Source organism: Emergencia sp. (assembly GCF_048465375.1).
Taxonomy (GTDB): Bacteria; Bacillota; Clostridia; order Peptostreptococcales; family Anaerovoracaceae; genus Senimuribacter.
Genome location: NZ_DBFWLQ010000028.1, coordinates 13,226 through 36,546, shown reverse-complemented (window position 1 = coordinate 36,546; position 23,321 = coordinate 13,226). Strand labels below are relative to the sequence as shown.

Here is a 23,321-nt window from a genome sequence, read left to right as displayed (position 1 = left end):
GAGATGGGCGTCATGGAGGTGACACCGGAAGGCATCGTTGTCACTGAGCTGCACCCTGATTATACAAAAGAAGACATCCAGGCGGCTACAGGCTGCAAGCTGATCTTCAGCCCAGACCTCGCACCGATGGAAGAAGAATAGAGCCTTAATTACGCAGAAATCCCCGCATTCATGTACCGTGCGGGGATTTCACTTTATACAAACACGTACTGCACCAGCACCATATAGCAGGCAGTGCCTCCCAAAATGCTGAGCAAATTGTTCCTGCGCCACACGTGGAGCAATGCCACCACTGCTATAGCGATGAACTGGGGCGCAAAGCCGCTCAGTGCGTCAAAGGTCGTATTCTTCAAACAGTAGATGACCAAGATGGCGATGACGGATAAAGGCAGAAGGTCGCCCAGTCGTCGGACCATTTTAGAAGGTTCGCCTTTCCGTCCGAAAACGACAAATGGAAACAGTCTGGTAATGAAGGTAAACAAAGCCACCAATAAGACGATGACCAAAGTATGGGTTACTCCTGACATTCTTCATTCGCCTCCTTTTCACGCGGTTTTTTCTCATCTGCTTTTTCTGTCTTTACGGTCCAGCCAGAAAGCAATGCCACAGCCAGAATCAGAGACGGCAGAACAAAACTGCCAGGGCCGAAGATTACCAGACAGAGAACGCCGGAAATAAGACCGATATAGGTTGGAATATGGGAGTCGGCGGCAAGCCACTGTTCCGTAAAGATGACGACGAACAGCGCCGTCATGGCAAAGTCGATGCCAGTGGTGTCAAAGGGAATGATGTTGCCGATCAAATTGCCTGTGACGCTGCCGATAATCCAGTAGCACTGATTCATAGCAGACATGAGAACCATAGTCTTCTTCTCATTCAAACCAGACGGAAACGTGGTACCGCAGAACAGCGAGTAGGTCTCGTCGGTCAGCGAAAAAATCATATAGGGACGGGCTTTTCCCATGGTTTTAAATCGTTCGATAAATGAAATACCGTAAAACATGTGCCGGCTGTTCACAGACAAAGTCATCAAAATGACTGACAGCAGAGAAATGCCGCCGCCTAAAAAAGTCACCATGACGAACTGCATGGAGCCGGCGTAGACGAAGACGCTGGTCAAGAGCGCCCAGAACCAGCCGAAACCGGCTTGCTGCAGCAGGATGCCGAAGGCGATGCCCAGGGTGATATAACCCAGCAAAATAGGGATGGTTCGTTTAAATGCAAAATTCAGTTCTTTCATGCGTGATCTCCCTTACAAAAATATCTAACCTATACAATAAAGAAGATTTTGCAAAATGTCAATAAAAATGGGACAAAAAACAGGCGAGGCATACCTTTTTCGGTATGCCTCGTCTGCCTTAGAAATGACTTAATTGTGAATAAGTAATATGGCTATTTAATAGTTTGCTGCTATGCAGCCGGGTCTGCTGAGAACTTGTCAATTCTTGGCAGGTTTTCAGCTAAGAAGCAGGAAATATCATGGGAATCCAGATGCAGTCCGAAATAGTTGCTGTAAACTAACAGCAGTTCTTGGTACATTTCGACCTGTTCTTTCCGAGAGAGCCTTTTTGCAGTCTGCAAATCGTAAATCTGATTTAACCTTCTGGCTAAGATTCTGATTTCTTTTTCTGTCAAGGTCTTCATGATGCCACCTCCTCGCTTTTCATCTATATGAGTTTTACTATTTGTTTTTCTTTGCTTATATATAGAGCAAAAGTCGTGCCAACATGAAAAAGACGGAATTTCAACGTTTTTTGAGAAAAGTTGAAACGAAACCGCATCAAATTCTGCAGAAATGAATTGAAATCGAATCGAGACGATGATACAATGAATATGATAAATAAATGCAGCGGAATCAGTACATGGAGGATAGACCATGAGAGATACTTTTGGAGTACAAAGAGTCCTGCAGCCGCGGGGAGCCGTGCCTGTGACAGCCTGGAGAGTAGACAATAGCAGAAAAATTTCGCCTGACGAAGCGAGAATCAGAGTGGAGAGAATTCACATTGAACTGGATAGCTTTCAACAAATCTGCAGCCAGTGCGAATATGATGAATCGAAAGTGATTCAACGGATTTTGGACATCATCGATAAGCGGGGAAAATTGCACAATCCTTTCACCGACAGCGGTGGAATGCTGTACGGCCGCGTGGAAGAAATCGGCAGCCGTCTGGCGGAGGCATGCGACTATCAGGTGGGCGACGAATATCTCTGCCTGGTAACGCTGACTGCGTTACCTCTCTATATAGAATCTATCGAAAAGGTAGATTTTAACTATGGACAACTGATCGTCAAAGGCCATGCCATCGTCTTCGAGGACACCATGTATTTTGACAGCCACTTTGATGAAGACCTTCGCTATATATTGACTGCTTTGCAAGAAGGCGGCGCTTTTTACGGGATCTCACGCCGCGTAGAGCAGGATATGAGCATCGCGATCTTAGGGAAAGACCTTTTGACGGCCATGCTGTACAGCGGCGCTATTCGTGATAAGCTGGGGAGCCGCTGCCATTTGCTGATGGTGATGGACAACGAGGCTTACGGCTGCATTCCTGAGGAAGAGGTGAGGCAGGTGCTGATGGAATATGCCGATGAGGTGGCCTTTGTGGACGTCCGCAGTCCGGTGGACAGTTATATCGAAGTCGTCAAGACCATTGGGCAGATGGATTTGGCGATTAACTGCATCGACAAACTGGGCGCAGAGACTCTGAGCATCTTCATGTGCAAGAACAGAGGGACGGTTTATTTCACCGGACTTGCCAACGGATATATCAAAGGCATCCTTGTGGCGGAGAGCATCCGCAAAAAGATTCATGCGGTGGATTTGGACCAGTATTCGGCCGATGAGATTTCTTTTACCATTTCCATTCTGAAAAAGGTCAGAAGAGAACTGGATTTGGTGGACCAGCTATACAGCAAGTATTCCTTCAGACAAGATCACAGTGCGCGCATGGCAGGCGTCTTTTCGCAATTTGAAACCAGCCAGGTGGATGATTTCATCTACGCCAGTCATGTGACGAAAGCCATGCTGGAAGAAATCATCAATATCTCAAAGTACGACTGTAATGTCATCATTCAAGGTGAGACCGGCGTCGGCAAAGAAAAGGTCATGCAGCTGATTCACAAGAACAGTGCGCGCAATGACAAACCGTGTATCAAAGTAAACTGTGCGACCATACAGGAAAACCTGGCAGAATCGGAATTCTTCGGATATGAGGCGGGTGCCTTTACGGGTGCCCAGTCCAGTGGCAAAAAAGGATATTTTGAGCTTGCCAACAATGGCATCTTATTCTTGGATGAGATAGGCACGCTGTCCCTTTCCATGCAGTCTAAGCTGCTGCGTGTTCTGCAGGAAAATCAATTTTACAGAGTGGGCGGAACCAAACAGATCAACGTCAATGTGCGGGTGATCTGCGCTAACAACATTCCTTTGATGAAGCTGGTCGAAACAAACCGCTTTCGAGAGGACCTCTACTACCGGCTCAACATCTGCAAAATCAATGTGCCGCCGCTGCGAGATCGTAAAGAGGATATCTACGTACTGACAAAAGAGTTTTTGTCCAGATATAATAAAAAGTATGGCGTATTGAAAGAGATCGACGAGAACGGATACGCTGCCCTGCAGAGTTATGACTGGCCGGGTAACGTAAGAGAGTTGGAGAACACCGTCCATCGAATGGTCGTCAGCAGCATGGAAAACTTAATCACAGGCTTAGATATCGAATCCCTGCTCAACCAGAATATTTACGAGGACAATATTTTGGACGCCAAAGGAAAATTTCGTCGAGACGGAAAAATCGACTTTGAGCGGGTGATAGAAGAGCAGGAAAAGAAACTGATCTCTTATGCTCTGAAGAAGGAGGGAACCACGCGTAAGGCGGCGGACTCCTTGGGAATCACCCAGGCAAAGCTGATGCGGATCAAGAAAAAATATCAATTGTGAACCTTAGCTGGTCTTTTGCAGATGATCCTCTGTGACCAGTGACAGGCGGCGTCTCCAGGCCACATAGATGAAGAAGGCGGATACGATGGTCAGCAGAGTGAGACTGATCAGGAAACTGCCAGGGTTGGTCGACGGTGACCAGCTGCGCAGATAGAGCAGTCTGCTGCTGACCCAGGCTGTGGCGGCGATTAAAGCCATGGCAGGGTACATGCGATAGAAGTGGCTTTTGCCGAAAAGGGTATGGACGATGACGGGGAGCACCACGAAAAAACCGGAGGTGCACAGGTGCACAAGTAAACTCCCTGTTATGAAGAGACTTGTAAAATTCTGCGTATTGGCAGCACACCAGACTGAGATTTCAGCCAAAAATGTGAGAAAGATAGCGGCGCTGAAAGGACCTTTTCGATCACACCAGTTGCCAAAGATAATCGGTCCGATTAAAAAAGAAACTTTGTCCAGGTCTCTGCTGAGGAGCAGAGTCTGACTGCGAAGGCCTACGTAGCTGCCGTAGAGGGCAAAGGAATCTTCGAAGGCGCAGAAAATAGCCATGCAGACGACAAAAACCGCCAACATAGGAAGGGCTGGATTCTTTACGTGGAGGACCTCCTCTTTTGTTTCCTTTGATTGATGGGCAGCGAAATAAATACAGGCGGCGGCCCCCAGGGGCACGATCATTAAAATAGGAAGAATCTTTCCCCAATAGAGCAGAGAAATCATCAGACCTGTCACCAGACCCTTGCGATAAGTTTTGAGGCCGCCTATAAAGAACGGGATTGCGAGAGCCGCAATAAAAAATAAGTAATCGAACATAAAAATCTCCTTCTAACATATATCTCGTTTATATTGTCTATTTTTCCCGTTGAAATTATACGGAGTGTTTTTAAAATTTACGTGACCGAGGAGGTCTGCAGATGAACTACACATATATGGTCCGCTGTGCCGATGGAAGTCTTTACACTGGCTGGACCAATGACCTGGAAAAAAGAATAAAATGCCACAATGAAAAAAAAGGCGCTAAGTATACAAAACCGCGCCTTCCTGTGATACTGGTATACTTTGAAGAATTTGACACAAAGGAAGAGGCCATGCGGCGAGAAGCCGCCCTAAAGCGACTTTCGAAGAAAAGGAAGGAACTACTTGTGGCAGAGTTCGCCAAATTATGATAAAATTTAAGAAATGAGGAATAGAAGTGAGGATGAGAAGTTGAAAAAGATATGGACGAAGATTTTAATCTGCTGCATGGTCTTGATGGCAGTGGTGCCATCTGCTGTTATGGCTGATACAGGGATTACAGGCAAGCAGACGATTTCCATCGTGTTTTCCCACGACATGCACTCCCATCTTGAAAAATTTCCTAAGATCAGGACTGCGGTGAAAGAGAAGAAAAAGCAAGACAAAGCGACCTTTGTTTTGGATGCGGGTGATTTCTCTATGGGAACACCTTATCAGACGATTTTTACATCGCAGGCATCAGAGCTCCGAATGATGGGCGCCGCAGGATTTGACGTGACGACACTGGGCAATCACGAGTTCGATTATCGGTCAAAGGGTCTGGCGCAGATGCTGAACCAGGCAAAGAAATCGAAAGAGAAGCTCCCTGAGATGGTCATCGCGAATATCGACTGGAAGAAGACTCTGGCGGACTCTGATCTGAAAGAGGATGGAGAAAACCTAAAAGCAGCTTTAGAAAATTACGGATATCAGGATTACACTGTAGTAGAAAGAGGCGGCGCTAAGATTGCGGTCTTCGGTATCTTTGGAAAAGAATCTGCCAGCTATGCGCCGGAAAGCGGAACCTATTTTGAGGATCCTGTTGACACAGCAAAGCAGGTGGTAGATGATATCAAGGCCCACGAAAAGGTCGACATGATCGTCTGCGTCTCACACAGCGGAACAAACGAAAACGACCCTGACAAGTCTGAAGACGAAATTCTGGCGCGAGAAGTTGACGGCATCGATTTGATTATCAGCGGGCACAGTCACACAGAATTGCCTGAGCCAATCGTAGTGGGCGATACGGTCATCGCTTCAGCGGGACAATACAATGACAATTTAGGCAGCGTCACTTTTGAATACAAAGACGGAAAGTACCAGATGAACAAATATAAATTGCTTCCTTTAGATAAGAACGTAAAAGACGACAAAGCCATGCTCGCCCTAGAAGAAGAATTTAAGGATTTCGTCGATGAGGAATACTTCTCAAAGTTCGGCTACAGGTGGGACAGCGTTTTGACCCGCAACACGATAGACTTTACGGGAATTGACACCTTTGGTGCAGAGCAGGGAGAAGACACTCTGGGCAATCTCATCGCTGATTCCTACATCTATGGAGTCAAACAGGCAGAAGGACAGGATTATGAAACGGTCGATGTGGCTGTGGCCCCTGCGGGTGTCATCAGAGGATCCTTTGATAAAGGCCGGATTACGGCTGCCGATGCTTTTAACGCCTTGTCTCTGGGTACAGGAAAAGACGGCATTGCCGGCTACCCTTTGGTCAGCGTGTATTTGACCGGAGCAGAACTGAAGCTGGCGGCGGAAATTGACATCTCTGTATCTAATATCATGGAGCCTGCCAGGCTTTACTTCAGTGGATTACACTATGCCTATAATCCGCACAGGCTGATTTTGAATCGGGCTTATGACATTATGATTGCAGATAAAGACGGCAAGCTGACAGAACCTGAGGACGACAAGCTGTACCGGGTGGTAGCAGACCTGTATTCCGCTCAGATGTTGGGAACGGTCAATTCCATGTCCTACGGCCTGCTGTCGGTAACGCCTAAGGACAAAGACGGCAACGAAATTGAAAATTTTGAGGATCACATCATATATAATAAAAATGGAAGTGAACTGAAGGAGTGGTATGCGCTGGCATCCTATCTGGATGACTTCCAGGGCGACCAGGTGCCGGAGAAATACAGCCAGGCGGAAGGCCGCAAAGTGCTGGAGGACAGCTGGAGCCCGATCAATCTCCTCAAGAGTCCCAACAAATTCTTCTGGATCATCATCGCTGCTGTGGCACTGGTGCTGTCAGTGCTGGCGCTGATCATCATTCTGATCGTCAAACTTGTCAGAAGGATTCGCTACGGAAAAGGGACGATTCGTAAGAAAGACATGATGTTTTCAAGGCGGTAAGAAACCGTTTGATGCCAGAGGTTTGCTATGTAACAACAAAAGAGGCTATCCCGCAATGGGACAGCCTCTTTTTGATTGACATTTGCATACAATCCTAGAAATTGCAGCCGTTGTAACCGTTGAACTGACAGGAGATTCCTCTTCCTCTGCTCTGGTTAGAAGCCGAACTTCCGCCACAGCATCCGCAAGATGGTTCTTCGTGTCTGCAATCGTTGTCACAACCACATCCATCATCCTGGTCACGTTCATCACCGCAGCACTTGTTTGCTACAGCGACGGCGTTACCGTTTCCGTCTCCGCATGTTCTGCATTTTGCGATGTCGTCGCAAGGTACATTGACAGTTTCTGCAGATGTTCTGAACAGCGTCTGACGAGTTACCTGAACGTCTACTTCTGGTTCTACAACTAAGCAACCTGTCAACATCAAGTTACACTGTCCACAAGGGTCAGTAGTCAGACACGGATTTAACAGACTTCCTTCTGCATCAAATGAGAAGTTGATTACTGGAGCGATGCCTCCCGTAGTGCAAGGCAGACAGATGGAAGATGCAGCAAATGTGCTGGTACCAGGTATGTTGACATACACTTCATTCTTTGTGGTCATGCAGAGTTTAAATCTTCTGCTGCCGCCACATCCGAAGACAGTACCTGTTACGGCGATTGTAAGCTTTGCTTTCCAAGGACCTGCATTGCAGATTAGGAAGTATCCCTTTGTAGGTAATCCTCTCTCCATGCAAGTGCAATCGGAGATACGAGTCATTAGGTCGTTTGTTCCTGCCATGTATCTTTCATTGAAAAAGTCCAGTCCGTCAACTGGCATTCCGTCGACAGTTACATTGCAGGCATCCAGTTCCTGCGGGCATACCAGGTCAAAATCACTTATGATGACTTCTGTTGTTTCAATTGCAAAGTTTGAGTCTTCATCTATTTCAATGCCGCTGGTGCCGCATCCGCAGCCGCAGTTGCATCCGCATCCGCAATTATTGTTGCATCCGTTGTTGCAGTCGCAGTTATCGAAGAAAGTCAGCTGCTGGTTGAAATTGTCTGCATTAGCAGTAATTTCAGTCATCAGAGGACAGGATTTTGCCTGAAGATCCGAGAAAACCTTAGTCAGATAGACCATGGATTCGTTATTCATATTACATTACCTCACTTTATTTTAAATACAACATTCTGCCTGACAATCCACTGGAGTTCGCCTGACAGAATGTATGTAAAATAGCCTTCTGGCTATGTAATGCAGTGCATTCCTGCGAATTTTTTCCCATTTTGTTTTTCTAATCAAATTGGGTCAGGGGCTATATGAAGTGAGATACTATATACTATGCAGAAAACCAAATTTGGGTACAAAAAAATAAAGCGGCACAAGATATTGTGTCGCTTTATTTTTTTGCCTCGCCTGGGGTGGAGCGGTGCAAAAAAGTGGGGTAATTTTTCAAAAATGTGCAGAGAATTTCTTGAAAAGTGGTGAAGAGTGGTGTAGAATGGAGGAAAATACAATGCAAGAAGTGGAGGTAGCGTCATATGTTCATGGGCACATATTACAATTCAATAGATGCCAAGAACAGAATGATTGTGCCCTCCAAGCACAGAGATCAGCTTGGCGGTAAATGTGTAATCACAAAGGGGTTGGATAGATGCTTGTACATTTATTCATTGCCGGATTGGGAGAAACAGCTGGAAAAGATTGCCGTACTGCCAGAGTCTGATCCCAAAGTAAGGGGATACATCAGACACGTCTGCGCCAACGCGCTGGAATGCGACTTTGATAAGCAGGGACGAATCGTCATCCCGGCGGAACTGAAGGAGTACGCCGGCATTGATAAGGAACTGGTGACAATGGGCGCCATGAAGAAAATCGAAGTCTGGAGCAAGGAAGTTTGGGATGCACCGGACAACGATAACAAGATGGATGCAGACGAGTTTGCTGACACTTTGACGCAGTATCATTTTTAGGGGTATTTATGGAATTTAAACACACTTCCGTATTGCTGGAAGAATGCATAGAAAACTTGAAAATCAATCCCGACGGCATTTATGTAGATGGGACTTTGGGTGGGGGAGGTCATTCCTCGAAAATTTGCGAACACCTATCTGAGAGAGGGACATTGATTGGCATCGACCGCGACCAGGACGCTCTGGAAGCTGCTTCAGCAAGATTGGAACAATACGCATGCCGAAAGTTATTCGTGCAGAGCAATTATTCAGACATTAAATCTGTTCTTGAAGAGTTAGAAATTGACGGCGTGGATGGCGCCCTTCTCGATCTGGGCGTTTCTTCCTTTCAACTGGACAACGCAGAAAGAGGCTTCTCTTATATGCATGACGCGCCTCTAGACATGAGGATGAGCCAGGATGACGGTTTTACAGCTTATGAAATCGTCAACGGATATGACCAAAAAGAACTGACTGAAATCATATCCAAATATGGAGAAGAAAAATGGGCTTCACGAATCGCCTCTTTCATCGTCAAGAAGAGAGAGGACAAGCCTATAGAGAGCACTTTTGAACTGGTGGATACGATCAAAGCGGCCATACCGGCAGCAGCTAGAAGAGATGGTCCTCATCCAGCGAAACGAACGTTCCAGGCGATTAGAATCGAAGTCAATGACGAACTGGGACAGCTTGAGCGGGCCATGGAAGAATTCTGCGACGTGCTCCATCCGGAAGGAAGATTGTGTGTGATATCCTTCCATTCTTTAGAAGACAGAATTGTGAAAGATGTCATCAACAGACGAGTCAATCCTTGCACCTGCCCGAAGGAATTCCCCGTCTGCATATGTGGCAAAAAAGCGGATATCAGAAAGATATCAAAAAAACCGATTCTTCCATCAGAGGAAGAACTGGTGGAAAATCCTAGATCTCGCAGCGCAAAACTGCGGGTCTGCGAGAAAATATGAAAAATCATCAGGAAAAAGTTTTAGGAAAAAGAGTTTGTGTAGTTTGTGAGGTAGGATTAAATGAGAAATCAAGATAAGAAGCGCGTGCTGACTGCGACAGTCATCATCGGCTTCATCTGTATTATTATGGTGGTGCTGGCCGCTTATGCGGCAGAACTGCGAGTTGAAAACAACAGTCTGATCAATTCCAATGAAGCACTGCAAGGCGAAATTGATACGCTCAGTGTAAAAATTAAAAGTGCGAACAATATTGATCATATTGAAAAAATAGCGACGGGAAAGCTGGGAATGGTTTATCCTAGCGAAGGCGAATGTGTGTATGTGTCAGACGATGATGCGCCGAAGGGCAATTTTGCCATGGTAATCAAAGAACAGGCATATAACTGACAACGCAAACGTATAATAGTTCCGTAATAACAGATGTCGGATGTCCACGCCGTTATAGACGGTGGGCTCCGCTATAAATTTCATAGAAGAGGCAGCCAGACAACTAAATAAGAAAACCTTGTCTGGCTTTTCATTTTGGAGAAGAAAATAATGGCAAAAGTAAGTGGGAAAAACAAGAAGAGAATCATCATAACCTTTGGCATCGTGTGCCTTTTACTGGTACTTCTGGCTTTTCGGCTGGCGTGGATACAAGTCGTGAAAGCAGAAGAATACAGTGAAATCGCCATCGATCAGCAGACCAGCGATATTCCGCTGGAAGCAAAGAGGGGTTCTATCTACGACAAAAACGGAGAAGAACTGGCCACCAGTGCGGCGTGCTATACAGTATGGGCAAGGCCGTCACAGATAAAAGAGAACTATACTGATGAACAGATTACCAAGAAAAGCAATGAGCTGGCAGTGCTCCTGGACATGGATGCCAGCGAAGTCAAAGATAAACTGAAGAAACAACAGGCGTTGATTAAAATTGCCAAGTATCTGGATAAGGAGACTTCTGATAAAGTCAAGGATCTGGACATTACAGGCATCGAAATCGCCGAAAACACCAAGCGGTACTACCCGCTGGGAGATTCTGCCGCCCATCTATTGGGAAGTGTCAACGATGATAATGAAGGCAGAAGCGGCATCGAACAGGAATATAACGAGTACCTCAGCGGTGTGGCAGGCAGATGGATCAAGAATACTGACGTCAACGGAAACGCCCTTGCCTATGGAGAAGAACAGTATTATCAGGCGGAGGATGGACTCAACGTAGTGCTGACCTTAGATGAGGTACTGCAGCACTATGCAGAAAAAGCATTGGAAAACGGCATGAAGGAGACCAAAGCCAACCGGATCATGTGCTTGGTCATGGATCCAAAGACCGGAGATATTCTGGCCATGGCTACCAATCCGGCGTTCAATCCTAACGACGCAACAGAACCGCAGAGCAAATCAGAACAGGCGGCCTTTGAGAAGATGTCTGCCAAGGAACAGTCTGAGTATTTGAGCAAAATGTGGAGAAACCCCATCGTCAGTGATACATATGAACCAGGTTCTACCTTTAAACTGGTCACCACTTCTTCTGCTCTGGAAGAAGGAGTAACCACGCTGAACACCAGGTACTTCTGCAACGTGGGTTATACCGTCCCGGGAACAGGAGTTACCCTTCACTGCTGGAATACCAGGGGTCACGGCTCTGAAAACCTCATCGAGGCAGTAGGAAATTCCTGCAACCCGGTGCAGATTCAGCTGGCTTTGAAAATGGGGAAAGACAGATATTACGATTATCTGGAGATGTTCGGCATTACCCAGAAAACCAATGTAGATCTTCCGGCGGAAAGTTCTGCTCAGATACAGAACAAAGATGTCATCGGAAAAGTAGAGCTGGCCACCATGGCTTACGGCCAGGGTATTGCGGTGACACCGATTCAGCTGGTGACAGCAGTCTGCGCTATCGGCAACGATGGCGTACTGATGCAGCCGAGAATGGTGAAAGAATTGACGGATTCCGACGGCAACGTAGTGAAAAATTTTGATACGAAAGAAGTCAGAAAAGTCATTTCCTCCAAAACAGCCAGCGAAATGAGAAAAATTATGGAATACGTCGTATCTGAAGGCGGCGGCGGCAATGCTAAGATTGCAGGTTTTCGAATCGGCGGCAAAACCGGTACTGCAGATAAAGTAGTAGATGGAAAGTACGGCAGCGATACCTATTCTTCCTTCATCGGCATGGCGCCGATGGACGATCCGCAGATGGTAGTTCTGGTTGTGGTCGACAGCCCTACAGGCGTACAGTTCGGAAGTGCTACGGCAGCGCCGATTGCAAAAGAATTCTTAGAGAACGCTCTGCCATACCTCAACGTCACACCAAAGTATACAGATGAGGAATCCAAAGAACTAAAATCAGAATACGCCTATGTACCCGATGTAACTGGTAAGACCCTCAGTGATGCCATCGGCATCTTGGGAAGCTACGGATTAGAATATGAAATAGCGCCAAAGACCAAGAGCAAAAAAGACTTCACTGTCGTCGACCAGTATCCGAAGAAAGGTAAGAAGATAAAAAAAGGCGGAAAAGTATACCTGTATAGAGAATAGACAGAAATATAGAATCGAGAGGATTAAACTGAAACTTTATGAATTATTAAATGACGTGACTTACCAATGCCTGCAGGGGGATGAAACCCTGCAGGTCAGCAAGATAATCTTAGATTCCGAGAAAGCAAGTGAGGCCTCCGTGTTCGTCTGTATCAAAGGCGCATTGACAGACGGACACCTCTACGCCTCAGAAGCTGTTACCGGCGGGGCGGCAGCTATCGTATGCAGCGATGGCGTTGACGTTCCCCCGTCTGTCACAGTAATCAAAGTGGAGGACACGAAAAAAGCACTGGCGTCGATGGCCGCAGCTTTTTACGGCAAACCGGCCGAAGAGATGAAAATGATCGGGGTCACAGGAACAAAGGGGAAGACGACAACCACCTATATGATCAAGGCGATGCTGGAAGAAGCCGGCATGAAAACTGGATTGATCGGTACAATTCACATAGACACAGGGGCGCGCATTATAGAAAGTGAACATACGACACCGGAATCCTTAGAGATACAGCGCTATCTGTGGGAAATGAAGGAAGCTGGCTGTAAGGCCGCTGTCATTGAAGTTTCCTCTCAGGCCCTGATGCTCGGACGGGTAGAAGCAATTGAATTCGACTACGGCGTCTTTACCAATTTAGAAGAAGACCATATCGGACCAAGAGAACATAAGAGTTTTGCAGAATATGCTTACTGGAAATCCACCTTGTTTCAAAAATGTAAAATTGGCATCATAAATCATGATGATCCATGTAAGGATTTGATTCTAAAGGGACATACTTGTGATATTGAAACCTATGGATTCGGCGATGGAAGTGATTTGCAGGCAGGTAATTTTTACCATGTAAGGCTTCCGGGCAAATTAGGTGTGGAATTTCGAGTGAAAGGAAGCTATAATATAGATTTAGTTGCTTGTATTCCTGGAAAATTTACCTGCTATAACGCCATGGCGGCTATGGCGGTTTGCCGGCATTTTGATGTCACTGGTGAGGAAATCCAAATAGCATTGAAAAAAATATCGGTTCCAGGCAGACAGGAAATGTTTTCGGCAGGAAACGACAAAGTGATTATGGTAGACTATGCACATAATGGCACGGCCCTGCGCTGCCTGCTGACAGCACTGCGGGACTACAGACCAAAGAAATTGACCTGCGTATTTGGCTGCGGCGGTGAGAGGGACCGGAACAGAAGGTTCAAGATGGGAGAGGCTGCGGCAAAGCTGGCTGACTTTTCCGTCATAACCAGCGATAACCCGCGAAAGGAACCTCCTCTAGCCATTATTGACGACATCACGACAGAGATAGAGGCTGCTGGCGGCGCTTATGCGGTCATTGCGGACAGGAGAGAGGCCATTGCATATGCAGTTTCTCACTGCATACAGGGAGAAATCGTCGTCATAGCCGGAAAAGGCCATGAGACTTATCAGATTGTTGGAGATACAGTATTACATTTTGATGACAGGGAAGAAGTCCTGGCATCAATAGAAAAGGTGAAGAATGAACGAGATTACCATAGCAGAAATTGAAAAAGCTACTTGTGGAACGTTGATTGCAGGATGCAGAGACCATCGGATCAACAATGTCTGTACAGATTCACGAAAGGCGAGAGAGGGAGACCTTTTTATTCCTATTGTCGGAGAAGTACACGACGCACATAAATTCATCCCACAGGTAATAGAAAAAGGATGCGGGGCATTGCTCACAGCAGAGGAATCGGCAGCGTCCTGGGAAGGCTGCGATGTAGTTCTGGTGGAAGATACCACCAAAGCCATCCAGGCGTTAGCCAGTTACTATCTGGAAAAACTGAAACTGAAAAAAATTGCTGTGACTGGCAGTGTGGGCAAGACCAGCACCCGTGATATGGTCTACTATGTGCTCAGTGAAAAATACAGAACGGGGAAAACGGCAGGAAATTTTAATAATGATATCGGTGTTCCTTTGACGATTTTCAGCTTCGATGATTCTATGGAAGCGGCCGTTCTCGAAGTGGGTATGGATCATGCGGGAGAAATTCACAGACTGGTGGATATAATCAGGCCAGATATTGGCATAATAACAAATGTAGGAATTTCACATATTGAGAATCTGGGCAGCAGAGAAGGCATTCTGCAGGCGAAACTGGAAATCGCAGATTACTTTGACGCCGGCAATACCCTTGTCATCAACCAGTCTAACGACATGCTGGGGTCTGCCGCATTGCCGGATACTTATACCGTCCTGCGGGTCGGCCTTGAGGAAGAGGCTCAATTCTACGTGCACGATATCGAAGACTACGGCGAGGCGGGGATTTGTTACGATCTGACAGCGGACGGAAAGGATTACAAAATCAAACTGGGCATACCGGGCGCCCACAATGCGGTCAATTCGGCGTTGGCCTTGGCTGCAGCAGTCAAAGTGGGCGTTACTATAGAAGAGGGAATCGCCGGGCTTGCCAAAATTCAATTGACGGATAACAGGCTGACGATTAGAGAAATTCGGGGCATCAAAATTATCGACGATACTTACAACGCGGCGCCGGATTCTATGAAATCGGCGATCAATACCCTGGTGAATACCCGCGGGACTAGAAAAATCGCGATTTTAGGCGGTATGAACGAACTTGGACCAGACTCACCGATTTATCATCAGGAGGTGGGAAGGTACGCTGGAGAGAAGAAGATTGACTTACTGATTACAGTTGGAGAAAAGGCAAGAGATATTGCAAAAGGCGGCATGGAAACTTTGGAACGAGAGAAAGTCATGCATTTTGATACGAAAGAACAGTTATACGAGCAGCTAGACAACATGTTTGCAGAAGGGGATATCATTATCGTCAAGGCCTCCAGAAGTATGGAAATGGAACAAGTCGTAGAAAGAATAATGGAGAAATAGGAGTAGGAGTTATGCAGATTTTTCAACTAATTATTGTAGCACTTATGGGTCTGGCGGCATCGGCCATTTTCACCGGAGTGGAAATTCCCATTCTGAAGCACAAACAGTTTCAGCAGTTTATCAGAGAAGAGGGTCCGAAGTCTCACCTTTCAAAAGAGGGGACACCGACCATGGGCGGAATTGCCATCTGTGCTGCGCTTCTTTTGGTGACGATCGTGGGTGGAAATTTTACCACGGACTCTGTAGTCATGTTGGTGGTTACATTCCTCTTCGCATTGATTGGATTCTTTGATGATTATATCAAAGTGGCAAAAAAGCATAACTTGGGACTGACAGCTTGGCAGAAACTGGTGCTGCAGATCTTGTTTGCAGTGGGGCTGGCTGTCTATATGGCTAAATTCTCCGGTTACGGGACTGATGTCTGGATTCCGTTTATCAACAGATATATTGATTTCGGCTGGCTGTATATTCCATTCGTGGCATTTGTGGTCGTTTCTATGGCTAATGCAGTGAATCTGACCGATGGATTAGATGGTCTGTCTTCTGGTGTGACAGCTTTGGTAGCATTTTTCTTCGCTATCGTGGGCATGCAGTTCGGACACGACGCTGCTACGGTTTTTTGCTGTGCCCTTGCCGGTGCTTGTCTTGGTTTTCTGGTATTCAACAGATTTCCGGCAAAACTGTTCATGGGCGATACAGGGTCCATGGCACTGGGCGGCGCATTGGCAGCGGCGGCCATCATGATGAAGGCAGAACTGCTCCTTCCTGTTGCAGGACTGATATACGTGCTGGAGGCGCTGTCTGTTGTCATTCAGGTGCTGTACTTTAAAGCCACTGGGGGAAAACGCTTCTTCCGTATGGCGCCGCTGCATCATCACTTTGAGGTAGGCGGTATGAAAGAAAAGAACGTGGTTGTCATGTTTTGGTCCATCGCCCTCGTCTGCTGCGTATTAGCATATGTCATTATGTCGATTTAAAATTAGAAAATAAGTAGGGTGGAGATATGAAAGCAAATTTAAATAATATGAAGAACAAGAAAGTCCTGATCGTGGGCATGGGCAAATCGGGTATTGCCGCTGCACAGGCCATGATCAGACTGGAAGCGGAAGTATATATACAGGATTCAAAAAAAGAGGACACCGTTGATGCGCAGTTGATTTCTTTTTTGCGGGGACGAGGGGTGACTTGCTATTTTAATCAGATTCCGCCGGATATGGGGGTATTTGATCTGCTCATCGTCAGTCCGGGGGTGAGCCCTGAACTGCCTTTCATTTTGGAAGCAAAAGAAAAGGGCGCAGAAATCATCGGTGAACTGGAAATCGCCTATCGAATCGGCAGCGGAAATTACATCGCCATCACAGGCACCAACGGAAAAACGACGACGACGACACTGGTAGGAGAGATTTTTAAAAGCGCTAGAAGAAAGACTTATGTAGTGGGAAATATCGGCGTAGCCGTCATCTCCGCATCCATCGACGCCGGAGCGGACGACTGGCTGGTGACGGAGACCAGCAGCTTCCAATTGGAAACGACTAAATATTTCAAACCGGTGGTATCAGCCATTCTCAATCTGACGCCGGATCATCTCAACAGACATCACACCATGAAAGCCTATGGCGATGCCAAAGCGAAGGTTTTTGCCAATCAGAGTGCAGATGGCTACCTGGTCATCAACTATGACGATAAGGAGTGCTACAGGCTGGCAGCGGGCTGCAAGGCGAAGGTTGTTCCTTTCAGCAGGAAAAGTCAATTGGACTTCGGCGCATTTGTCAAAGATGACCGCATCGTCATCAAAGGGGAAGACGGTGAAATCACAGACATCTGCGGCAGAGAAGATTTAAAAATAATCGGTGACCACAATCTGGAGAATGCTTTGGCAGCAGCGGCGATCGCTTACTTTGCCGGCATCGACGGAGAGACCATCGGCAAAACCATCGCTGCCTTTGGCGGCGTAGAACATAGACTGGAATTTGCAGGTGAAATCGAAGGCGTCAGATATTATAATGACTCAAAGGGAACGAATATCGACGCGGCAGTGACGGCGCTGGCGGCCATTGAGAAGAACATCATTCTCATCGCCGGAGGAGATGCCAAAGGGCAGGATTTCGACGAGTTTATAGAACATTTTGGGGGGAGCGTAAAGAAGATGATTCTTCTTGGCAGAGATGCCCATCTCATCCAGGAAGCAGCGGACAGAAAGGGATTTGGCGATTATGTCTTCTGCAAGGATATGGATGATTGTGTGCGCAAGGCATATGAACTGGCTGAACCGGGAGACAACGTCCTTCTTTCTCCCGCTTGTGCCAGCTGGGATATGTATGATAATTTTGAACAAAGGGGAGAACACTTTAAAAATTGTGTTAGCAGGTTAGAGGAATAATGAATTTAAAACTAAAAGGCAGACAAAATTTAAGAGCGAGCGACTTTGTTATCGTCTTGCTGGTAACAGCGCTTGTCATATTTGGCGTAGTCATGGTGTTCAGCGCCAGCTACTACTACTCCATCAACAATACAGGATCGCCCTACGGGTATCTGAAGAAACAGGGACTCTTTGCAGTTGCAGGATTTGTGCTCATGGCTATCTGCACCCAGCTGGACTATCATCTTTACCGAAGATGGTCCATCATCATTCTGGCCGTAAGCTTCTTCTTGCTGGTGCTGCTGCTCTTTCCCGGGCTGCCTTTTGTAGAGACGATCAACAACGCCACCAGATGGATTCTCATCGGTCCGATGACTATCATGCCTGGTGAAATCGCCAAGATTGCAGTAATTATTTTTACAGCAGCTTTTTTGGCCAGCGAACCGAAGCTGATTCTTTCATTCCGAAAAGGAATTTTGCCGCTTCTGCTGCTCATGGGCGTTTTTGGCGGTTTGATCATCAAGCAGCCGAACCTATCTACAGCGATTACTGTTTGCGGCATTATCGCCGGCATCATGTTTTTAGCAGGGCTGCAGTGGAAATACGTAGTCGGAGCAGCCATTTTTGGCAGTGCAGGCGTCGGCGGCTTGATACTGATCGGCGACAAGATCGGCGCGGCCCACTGGAAAGACAGAATCACCAGTTTTCTGGACCCTTTTGCAGATCCGTTAGGCGAAGGATTCCAGGTGGTGCAGTCCCTTCTGGCTCTGGGAACAGGCGGACTTTTCGGTCTCGGCCTCGGAAAGAGTATACAGAAGAACCTGTATCTGCCAGAACCGCAGAATGACTTTATTCTGGCCATCATCGGCGAAGAACTGGGGCTCGTGGGAATTCTGGTTCTGTTTCTCGTCTATGCAGTGCTGATTTGGCGATGCTTCCACATCTGTCTCAACGCACCGGATCGATTCGGCATGCTCCTCTCTGGCGGCATTACGATTATGATCGGTCTGCAGCTCTTGATCAATGTAGCTGTCGTCACGTCATCTATGCCGGCGACAGGAATCACCCTTCCGTTTGTCAGCTATGGAGGAAATGCACTCTGGCTGTTCATGGGATCTGCAGGGATCATGTTAAATATTTCAAGGCAAAGTATTACGACGCAGACACAATAGATATTAGGGCTAACCGCCCGAGTGCCGCTCGCAATCGCTTGCGGGGCGTTAAAGTATAAGGAGTTCCCAACAATTTACTGGGAGACCTAACCACATTTGCATAGCAAATGTATGGTAGGTCCCCTGTCAGGATTGCAGTGCTTTAGCACGTGGCAATCTACGGCACGTAAATTGGGGCAACTCCATTAGGAGGAAAGGTATGAGAGTGATTGTAACTGGCGGAGGTTCTGGCGGTCATATTTACCCGGCCATCGCCATCGCCGATAAAATAAAAGAGAAGGAACCACAATCTGAGATTTTGTATATCGGCAACGATATCGGTCTGGAGAAGGATATCGTGCCAGCCACAGGTTATCCCATGAAGTTGGTGTCCGCAAAATGGCTGGATCGCAGGAACATCTTCAAAATCTTTGACACAGGATTTTCTACTATGAAGGGAGTTTGGCAGGCTCTGCGGATTATGAAGAAATTTAAACCTGATGTGGTTATCGGGACGGGCGGCTTCGTCTGTGTTCCGGTCATGTTCGCCGGCCACAGATATGGTGCGAAGTGTTATCTCCATGAGCAGAATGCTTTTCCGGGGGTGGCGAACAAATCGTTAGAAAAATTCGCCAGCAAGGTGTTCTTAGGTTTTCCAGAAGCCAGTCAATATTTCAGAGAACCTGAGAAGCACGTAAACGTGGGCAACCCGGTGAGAAAGCGATTCTACGATGTGGAAACTGCTGAAGCCAGGGCCAATCTTTCCATCGATAAGGACGATTTTGTAGTCTTTTCCTTCGGAGGCAGTCAAGGCGCAGAAATGATCAATCAAGTCGCCTTCGATTTGATGGACGCCATCAACGGGCACAAAGGAGTGACCTTTATCTTTGGCACAGGCAGTCAGTATTACGATGCCATTTTGGACAAGGCAAAGAAGCGGAATATCGAAATCCAGCCTAACATCAGAATCAAGTCGTACATAAACGATATGCAGAACTACTTAGGTGCTGCAGATCTGATTATCAGCAGGGCGGGTGCCCTGTCTGTAGCAGAGACGACTGTCTGTGGAAAAGCAGCTATCTTGATTCCTTCGCCAAATGTAACTGGCAACCATCAATATTTCAATGCTAAATCAGTTGCTGACAAAGGCGGGGCAATCCTCATCGAAGAGAAGGATCTGACCTCCGAACTGCTGATTGAGGAGGTCATGAGATTAAAGAACAATCCCGGGCTTTTGCGGAAAATGTGCAGAGCCAGCAGGGAAAGCGCACCGATTGATGCTACTGAACTGATATATTCGGAGATAAAAAAGGATGAGTGAACACAGAGACGACATAGAATTTAAGGAAATAGAGCGGCAAAAAAAGACCAGGAAAAAAAAGAACTATCTGGTGAGGATATTGGTATTTTTTGCCTGTCTGGCAGCTGTGGCGCTTTTCTTGTCTTCTAGTTTCTTCGACATTCAGAACATAGAGGTAGAGGGAAACAAGTATTATACCGACGGTGAGGTGATCAATCTGGCGGATGCGACCCTTGGGGTCAATTTGTTCTGGGAGGCAGGAGATTCACAGATCAAAGAGAATCTAGGGAAAAACCCTTATTTCTCGGATGTCAAGGTGAAGCGGAAACTGCCGTCCACATTGGTGATCGAACTGAAGGAGCGAGCGCAAATTGCCGCTATCGTTTACGGGGACAAGTATGTTGTAATTGATGAAGAAGGTACAGTTCTTCGTAAGAGCGAAGTGGACCCGAAAGTGACGCTGCTTACCGGTCTTACTATCAATAAACTCAATGTGGGCGAAACGGTAGGGGCAGAAGAGACATCTACTTTGGAAACCACTTTGAAGATGCTGGCCTCCATGAAGGAAGGGGATATTTATTTTAAGAAGATCGACGTGTCCAGAGTCGTGATCAAAGCTTATATCTACGACACTCTCATCGTCAAAGGGACACCAAAACAGATGATGAAGGCCATTGACAGCGGCAAATTACAGATTGTTGTCAATGATTTATTTAAGAAGGATATCACTAGAGGGACGATAAACCTCGGAGATCATAAGTATTTGTCGTTTTCACCAGGAATTTGATTAAAAAAATGATGCAAAGGGATAATTTTTGTGATAGAATAGATTATATTATGGGATGCAAGGAGGCTATTTATAATGCTGCAATTTGAGACAGGCCAAGATAATTCAGCAGTCATCAAAGTCATCGGCGTTGGCGGCGGCGGCTGTAACGCAGTCAACAGAATGATGGAGGCTGATTTAAAGGGAGTGCAGTTTATCGCGGTCAATACAGATAAACAAGCTCTGAATAGATGTAAGGCAGAGACGAAAGTTCAGATTGGTGAGAAACTGACAAGAGGACTAGGCGCAGGCGGCAATCCAGAAGTTGGACAGAGATCTGCTGAGGAAACGCTTGATGAGATAACAGATTTATTAGAAGGATCAGATATGGTCTTTATAACCGCAGGAATGGGAGGCGGTACAGGCACAGGTGCTGCACCGATTATTGCTAAGGCGTCCAAGGACCTTGGAATCCTTACAGTAGGTGTAGTGACGAAGCCGTTTTCGTTTGAAGGCAAGAAGAGAAAAGATCAGGCGGAGCTTGGTCTGAGCTTTTTAAAAAAATATGTAGATTCACTGGTAGTAGTACCAAACGACAAACTACTGCAGAATTGTGAGAAGAACACTTCGATGCTGGATGCCTTTACTATGGCTGATGACGTACTGCGGCAGGGTGTCCAGGGCATTTCCGACTTGATCTCCGATTTTGCGTTGATCAACGTGGACTTCGCCGATGTCAAGTCAGTCATGACGGACAGAGGCATCGCACATATGGGTACAGGCCATGGAAGTGGAGAGAACAGAGCGAAAGATGCAGTGAAATCTGCCATCGAAAGTCCGCTTCTCGAGACGACCATCGGAGGCGCAAAAGCGATCTTGCTTTACGTATCCGGCGGCTATGACCTGGGTATGTTAGAAGTGAACGAAATTGCAAGTTTGGTTGAAGAACAGGCGGATAGAGAAGCCATCCTGATTTTCGGTGCGGCTGTCAGCGAAAATATGAATGATGAAGTAGCAATTACCGTAATAGCAACAGGCTTTGAAGCAGGTTTAGCACCTGAGAACAGTTATGGCAATTTCGACAAAAAATCCCAAGAGGTTGTGACAGAAGATGGATTACGAGGCAGAAGTGTAACACTTGGAGAAATTTTTGACGAAACCAAGGACGAAAAGGATTCGGATTCCAGGTTTGGCATCCCATCATTTTTGAATAACAAATAGAGTTTAGCTTAGTTTAAAAGCCGGTAGAATTGCGACCGGCTTTTTCGTGGTTTCGGGGCAACGCCCCAAAACCACGAAAAAGAGAGGTGTGCAGAGGGGAGTATCCCCTCTACAGCCATCAGGAGTTTGTCACTTTACAGTTTTAACTTTTTGGAGCCGATTTAGCAGATTTGAGTATAATAAAATGTCTGATAATGGAAAATATTACCGAAAAGTACAGTCAAAAGGCTCTTTTAAGCGAGAAAAAGCTAATATCCCCATCTTTTTTATACTCAAAGGCAACGAGTAGGACGATTTTAGTTAAAAAACATTTGGCTTCGTCGATCTGACGGAGATCACCTGGAAAAATAGATAAAGATGTTGGAAGTTTTATGATTAAAGAAATCAATTCAAAAGACAACCGAATATTGAAAGAATGTCAGAGACTCTCTTTAAAGAAGTACAGAGACAAAGAAAGCCGCTACTTGATCGAAGGACATAATCTAGTCGAGGAGGCGATCAGTCAGGGTGCCCCCATCGACTATTTGCTTTTCGATGAGGAAAAGGCTTCTCGGATTTCTTTTGAGGGAGACATCTATCGCGTGAAGCACAGTCTCTTTGAACGCATTGCCCAGACGGAGACCAGTCAGGGTATCATCGCTGTAGTCCATAAAAGGATGTACGAATTTGAAGAGCTGGCAGAGAGATGCAAGGGAGACGGCAACGTGGTCGTCTTAGACCGGCTGCAGGATCCGGGCAACATCGGCACGATCATCAGAACGGCCGAAGGTGCTGGATATGCCGCTGTCTTTGCCCTCAAAGGCACTGCTGATATCTTCTCGCCGAAGACCATCAGGGCAGCGGCCGGATCAGTCTTTAGGATCCCTATTATTCATGTCGAGGATAATAGGGAATTAAAAGTGCTTGCAGGCGACTTGGAAAAAAAGCTGGTCGTCACAAGCCTTATGGGCGACAACAACTATTTTGACGCAGATCTTTCCAGAGGGATCGCTTTAGTCATCGGCAACGAGGGCAACGGTGTATCAGAGGAATTACTGGAAATGGCAGACGTTAAAATCAGGATTCCTATGGCAGGCCGCCTGGAATCCCTGAACGCTTCTGTAGCCGCAGGTATTTTGATGTACGAGGCGCAGAGGTATAGAAACGATCAATAAACAAC

Annotated in this window: 21 protein-coding genes; 16 read left to right on the top strand and 5 right to left on the bottom strand. The window is 46.6% G+C overall.

The features are described 5' to 3' along the window. Window positions 1-194: 194 nt before the first annotated feature. From ACMQ5W_RS19270 to ACMQ5W_RS19260, 3 genes are all read right to left on the bottom strand, one after another. The gene (locus tag ACMQ5W_RS19270; protein WP_419026618.1) at window positions 195-527 is read right to left on the bottom strand and encodes a branched-chain amino acid transporter permease; all 333 of its coding nucleotides are present in this window, start codon (window positions 525-527) and stop codon (window positions 195-197) included. Beyond that, on the bottom strand, window positions 515-1,240 hold the full coding sequence (locus ACMQ5W_RS19265) for an AzlC family ABC transporter permease (RefSeq protein ID WP_419026616.1): 726 nt from the start codon (window positions 1,238-1,240) through the stop codon (window positions 515-517). The genes ACMQ5W_RS19270 and ACMQ5W_RS19265 overlap by 13 nt, the downstream gene beginning before the upstream one ends. A 170-nt stretch (window positions 1,241-1,410) precedes the next feature. Beyond that, window positions 1,411-1,644, bottom strand: a complete 234-nt coding sequence (locus tag ACMQ5W_RS19260; RefSeq protein ID WP_419026614.1) for a hypothetical protein — start codon at window positions 1,642-1,644, stop codon at window positions 1,411-1,413. Between the two features lie 232 nt (window positions 1,645-1,876). Between ACMQ5W_RS19260 and ACMQ5W_RS19255 the strand changes: the two genes are divergently transcribed. Then, window positions 1,877-3,943 carry a sigma-54 interaction domain-containing protein gene (locus ACMQ5W_RS19255; protein WP_419026613.1) on the top strand — a complete coding sequence of 689 codons (2,067 nt, stop codon included), beginning with the start codon at window positions 1,877-1,879 and terminating at the stop codon, window positions 3,941-3,943. Window positions 3,944-3,946: 3 nt separating this feature from the next. On the opposite strand, the gene ACMQ5W_RS19250 is transcribed toward ACMQ5W_RS19255, so the two are convergent. After that, entirely contained in the window at window positions 3,947-4,753 is an 807-nt protein-coding gene (locus tag ACMQ5W_RS19250; protein WP_419026612.1) for a hypothetical protein, read from the bottom strand. A 101-nt stretch (window positions 4,754-4,854) separates the two neighbouring features. Here ACMQ5W_RS19250 and ACMQ5W_RS19245 point away from each other — a divergent pair, with 101 nt between their 5' ends. Then, window positions 4,855-5,106: a GIY-YIG nuclease family protein gene (locus ACMQ5W_RS19245; RefSeq protein WP_148493168.1), complete on the top strand. Its 252-nt coding sequence runs from the start codon at window positions 4,855-4,857 to the stop codon at window positions 5,104-5,106. Window positions 5,107-5,146: 40 nt separating this feature from the next. Further along, entirely contained in the window at window positions 5,147-7,078 is a 1,932-nt protein-coding gene (locus tag ACMQ5W_RS19240) for a bifunctional metallophosphatase/5'-nucleotidase (RefSeq protein ID WP_419026610.1), read from the top strand. A 94-nt stretch (window positions 7,079-7,172) separates the two neighbouring features. On the opposite strand, the gene ACMQ5W_RS19235 is transcribed toward ACMQ5W_RS19240, so the two are convergent. Then, window positions 7,173-8,216, bottom strand: a complete 1,044-nt coding sequence (locus ACMQ5W_RS19235) for a hypothetical protein (protein WP_419026609.1) — start codon at window positions 8,214-8,216, stop codon at window positions 7,173-7,175. Window positions 8,217-8,602: 386 nt separating this feature from the next. Here ACMQ5W_RS19235 and mraZ point away from each other — a divergent pair, with 386 nt between their 5' ends. The 13 genes from mraZ (at window position 8,603) to ACMQ5W_RS19170 (ending at window position 23,316) form a co-directional block, all read left to right on the top strand. Further along, on the top strand, window positions 8,603-9,034 hold the full coding sequence (mraZ, locus tag ACMQ5W_RS19230; RefSeq protein ID WP_419026607.1) for a division/cell wall cluster transcriptional repressor MraZ: 432 nt from the start codon (window positions 8,603-8,605) through the stop codon (window positions 9,032-9,034). A gap of 8 nt (window positions 9,035-9,042) precedes the next feature. Then, on the top strand, window positions 9,043-9,978 hold the full coding sequence (gene rsmH / locus ACMQ5W_RS19225; protein WP_419026606.1) for a 16S rRNA (cytosine(1402)-N(4))-methyltransferase RsmH: 936 nt from the start codon (window positions 9,043-9,045) through the stop codon (window positions 9,976-9,978). A 60-nt stretch (window positions 9,979-10,038) separates the two neighbouring features. Further along, the gene (locus tag ACMQ5W_RS19220) at window positions 10,039-10,365 is read left to right on the top strand and encodes an FtsB family cell division protein (RefSeq protein WP_148493140.1); all 327 of its coding nucleotides are present in this window, start codon (window positions 10,039-10,041) and stop codon (window positions 10,363-10,365) included. A 150-nt stretch (window positions 10,366-10,515) separates the two neighbouring features. Further along, window positions 10,516-12,504 carry a penicillin-binding transpeptidase domain-containing protein gene (locus ACMQ5W_RS19215; protein WP_148493139.1) on the top strand — a complete coding sequence of 663 codons (1,989 nt, stop codon included), beginning with the start codon at window positions 10,516-10,518 and terminating at the stop codon, window positions 12,502-12,504. Beyond that, complete coding sequence (locus ACMQ5W_RS19210) at window positions 12,494-14,020, top strand: UDP-N-acetylmuramoyl-L-alanyl-D-glutamate--2,6-diaminopimelate ligase (RefSeq protein WP_419026619.1); 1,527 nt, start codon at window positions 12,494-12,496, stop codon at window positions 14,018-14,020. The genes ACMQ5W_RS19215 and ACMQ5W_RS19210 overlap by 11 nt, the downstream gene beginning before the upstream one ends. After that, a complete protein-coding gene (locus tag ACMQ5W_RS19205) occupies window positions 13,992-15,365 on the top strand; it encodes a UDP-N-acetylmuramoyl-tripeptide--D-alanyl-D-alanine ligase (protein ID WP_419026605.1) in 1,374 nt (457 codons plus the stop codon). The genes ACMQ5W_RS19210 and ACMQ5W_RS19205 overlap by 29 nt, the downstream gene beginning before the upstream one ends. A gap of 11 nt (window positions 15,366-15,376) precedes the next feature. Continuing rightward, on the top strand, window positions 15,377-16,342 hold the full coding sequence (gene mraY / locus ACMQ5W_RS19200) for a phospho-N-acetylmuramoyl-pentapeptide-transferase (protein WP_419026604.1): 966 nt from the start codon (window positions 15,377-15,379) through the stop codon (window positions 16,340-16,342). A gap of 26 nt (window positions 16,343-16,368) precedes the next feature. Further along, window positions 16,369-17,745 (top strand): UDP-N-acetylmuramoyl-L-alanine--D-glutamate ligase, encoded by a 1,377-nt coding sequence (murD, locus tag ACMQ5W_RS19195; RefSeq protein WP_419026603.1) that lies wholly within the window; start codon window positions 16,369-16,371, stop codon window positions 17,743-17,745. Then, window positions 17,745-18,896, top strand: coding sequence for a putative lipid II flippase FtsW (gene ftsW, locus ACMQ5W_RS19190; RefSeq protein ID WP_148493134.1), 1,152 nt, complete (start codon window positions 17,745-17,747; stop codon window positions 18,894-18,896). The genes murD and ftsW overlap by 1 nt, the downstream gene beginning before the upstream one ends. 199 nt (window positions 18,897-19,095) lie before the next feature. Next, a complete protein-coding gene (gene murG / locus ACMQ5W_RS19185) occupies window positions 19,096-20,196 on the top strand; it encodes an undecaprenyldiphospho-muramoylpentapeptide beta-N-acetylglucosaminyltransferase (RefSeq protein ID WP_419026601.1) in 1,101 nt (366 codons plus the stop codon). Further along, complete coding sequence (locus ACMQ5W_RS19180; protein WP_148493132.1) at window positions 20,189-20,962, top strand: cell division protein FtsQ/DivIB; 774 nt, start codon at window positions 20,189-20,191, stop codon at window positions 20,960-20,962. The genes murG and ACMQ5W_RS19180 overlap by 8 nt, the downstream gene beginning before the upstream one ends. A gap of 75 nt (window positions 20,963-21,037) precedes the next feature. Further along, window positions 21,038-22,162 carry a cell division protein FtsZ gene (gene ftsZ / locus ACMQ5W_RS19175; protein ID WP_148493131.1) on the top strand — a complete coding sequence of 375 codons (1,125 nt, stop codon included), beginning with the start codon at window positions 21,038-21,040 and terminating at the stop codon, window positions 22,160-22,162. Between the two features lie 371 nt (window positions 22,163-22,533). Next, window positions 22,534-23,316: a TrmH family RNA methyltransferase gene (locus ACMQ5W_RS19170; protein ID WP_148493130.1), complete on the top strand. Its 783-nt coding sequence runs from the start codon at window positions 22,534-22,536 to the stop codon at window positions 23,314-23,316. The last annotated feature ends 5 nt before the right edge of the window (window positions 23,317-23,321 follow it).